This is a genomic window from Thalassobacterium maritimum (genome assembly GCF_031127805.1).
GTDB classification, from domain to species: domain Bacteria; phylum Verrucomicrobiota; class Verrucomicrobiia; order Opitutales; family Coraliomargaritaceae; genus Thalassobacterium; species Thalassobacterium maritimum.
Map to the genome: position 1 here is coordinate 1 of NZ_JARXHW010000110.1, position 2,750 is coordinate 2,750.

Consider the following 2,750-nt stretch of genomic DNA (forward strand, 5'->3'; position numbering starts at 1 on the left):
GTTCATTTCTTAGATTTAGTTTGATTGGTTCAGGATGGTTAGAATCTGGATTCTTTCAATCGTCTTATCTGGATTTTTTAACCGCAGATGGACGCAGATGAACGCGGATCAAGATTCTTATATCTGCGTCTATCCGCGTGAATCTGCGGTTCCAAATTCAGTTCATTTTTCTGTATATCAGACCTCATTGCAGCGCAGCGCGCTATCCGCCTCTTGATACAGCGGGTTTCAGAAGCAAGCAGCCTTGAATCTCAGGGTTTCAGCACTATAAAGAATTATTTAAGAAATGTATGCTCGAAGTGAGGCTAAAACCTCACGCATCTAGAAGTAAAGACCTTATGTGGCATAAGCGTTAGTTATAATTATGAAAATGCTCCCCAAACTTCCTATATCAAGCTGATCCAGGGGCAATGGCGCCATCAAGCAATAACTCATCTAATAAATCGCAAACGATACTTAAAACATCTTGCATCAAGTGCTTAAGTAAGCATTCATCTTAGTGTCTACCCCAAAGCTAAATGATTAGCCACGAGGTATTATAATACTGATCTACAAATAAAATGAAAGAAGAAGAGTTTGAATCTTTTTCTGGGAATGCTTCGGCGAACTTCCATCAGACGCTCAGACAGAAATAAGAGAATATTGGGAAGATTCTGAGGTTTCTGTTAAAGTTGGATCTCTTCCAATTAGGGTGGCTGGGCAGGTAGACGGAAAGAAAAGAAATGAATTTATATTCTGTCCTCCCTCAATAAATTTCCCGTCGAACCATCTGAAAACCCTTATAAAACACGAGCTAGCACACACTTTTCTTTACGCGGCTGGTCTGACTCCAAACGGGACTTACTCTCAAAATAGCGATCCAAAAAAGACTGCCCTTTCTCTTTCGGAGTGTTCAAGAGATATAAGGGATCTGGACGAAAGGCTGGCCCGCAAGTTGAACCAAGATGTTTGGGGCTCTGAGGAAGACGTCTTTGATATTTTCCTACTGGAATTATGGTCTTTATCATAATCTTAATTACACCACTTGGTCGCTTGACGGGAAACCCAAGAGTAGATCCAGTCGATGGTATCAATTCCATTTCCCCGCCGCGCTGCGGCGACTCATTACATGATACATCTCTACGTTCGCTAAAAGTAGAATGGCCATACCTGAGATAATCCCGATTGCTAGAATGGAAGATTATCACACTGATCTAGTTGGTCGGTGTGAAGATGGCAGGCAATTTTTCATCTATGAGCCTTTTGTTTTCCCAAATGAGGAAATTAATGAAGATTGGACGAAAGTTCGAAGAGAATACTTAGTTCTCTACCTATTTGATCCGGAGGGGAATTTTATTGAAATCAAGCACTGGAGCGGAGGCACTACCGCAGAACTGAATCATCAAGAGAAGCAAAAAAAGAAGGATGAATTCCTCACAAGCTTAGGCAAATTTGAGCTCTGTGATATATCAGTTAAGTTATTTCAGACTACAATTGACGGAGTCGTTTTCGGATTAGTCCCCAGCGAGAAAAACGAAGCCGTTGATTTACAGCCGAGTTCCACTATTCAGTTCACTGAGCCATGGGACGGAGAATACTACACTTAACCCTAGCAGCGAACCAGTCGTGTCGAGGCAATAGATTTCGCTGGCGCTCATCTATACTCGCACTCATCGATCTGTGAAAGAAATGAAACTAGCAATTCGAGATGAAATACGACCAGCTTTGCTCTCATTTTCAGTCTTACTAGTTGGCTTGCTGATTTACTTTGTTTTGATCGGAACCGAATTAAAACAAGAAAAAATAAATGAAGCATCAAACATCCTAAAGATCACCTTCGCTGTTTATATTCTAATAGTCCTCACACGCAGAATAATCAAAGAGCCATCTCAGGTATCAATACTCAAGGGATCGTTCGAAGTCTTTGTCGGACTCTCAGTCGCGGGCGCTATATGGGCTACTGTCATGTTTGCCCTCTTCTACAATGTTTGGCTCAAATGAAAGTCAGATCCAGACGCTGCTGGACAATCCCATTTACGCCCCCAATAATTCGAAAACCACTTAAACCACGAAGCTCTAAGGCTGGGATGCCAGATCTACGTTGTGGAAAAAGAATGAAACTATCAGATACCCAAGTTGAACGTCTTCGAGCTCTCACCTACGAAGATTACGTGGATGAACTCCCCGAAAACGAATGGGAAGCTCACAGAACACAACTATTGAGCGAAGTCTCAGACGCCTATGAACTGCATGCATTTGCAGAAAACTACAACTGGGATGGCGGAATCGAAGAGTTAGAGTGGGTGATATCGAATCCACTCTGCGACAAGGCTACAGCACTGATGATCTACGGATTAGGCTCACCAAGCTACTACTACAGAAAAGAAGAAAAAGGGAAAGAATTCCAAGAGTATGAAATTGCCGATTGGGCATTTTTAAAGTCTATTGAAAGACGAATCTCCAATGGAGAATTCAAAGAAGGAAAAATAGCTTATGATCCATCTGACTTTCACGGCATTGAAGTATTCAAAATCAACAGTGCAAACCCTGGAAACAAATTGGTTCCAGAATATATGAAGGTCTCAACCAATGGTGAAGCTATCGAAAACTCAACAATCTAAGACCACAACCAGTCGCTGCTGGCAATGTCGCTAACGCGCCATCGCCAGAGCTCTACGATCTCAAAAAGAATGAAGTTCTTCCCTAAAGTGGTATCTGGTGTCCGAATCGACGGGCGCTCGGTTTACAAGACCACCACAAGAAAAGCGTTC

The 2,750-nt window shown here is 42.3% G+C and carries 2 protein-coding genes; both read left to right on the forward strand.

The features are described 5' to 3' along the window. The first annotated feature begins 1,139 nt into the window (after window positions 1–1,139). Window positions 1,140–1,586, forward strand: coding sequence for a VOC family protein (locus QEH52_RS19275; RefSeq protein WP_308952588.1), 447 nt, complete (start codon window positions 1,140–1,142; stop codon window positions 1,584–1,586). Between the two features lie 507 nt (window positions 1,587–2,093). Next, window positions 2,094–2,600: a DUF4274 domain-containing protein gene (locus QEH52_RS19280; RefSeq protein ID WP_308952589.1), complete on the forward strand. Its 507-nt coding sequence runs from the start codon at window positions 2,094–2,096 to the stop codon at window positions 2,598–2,600. The last annotated feature ends 150 nt before the right edge of the window (window positions 2,601–2,750 follow it).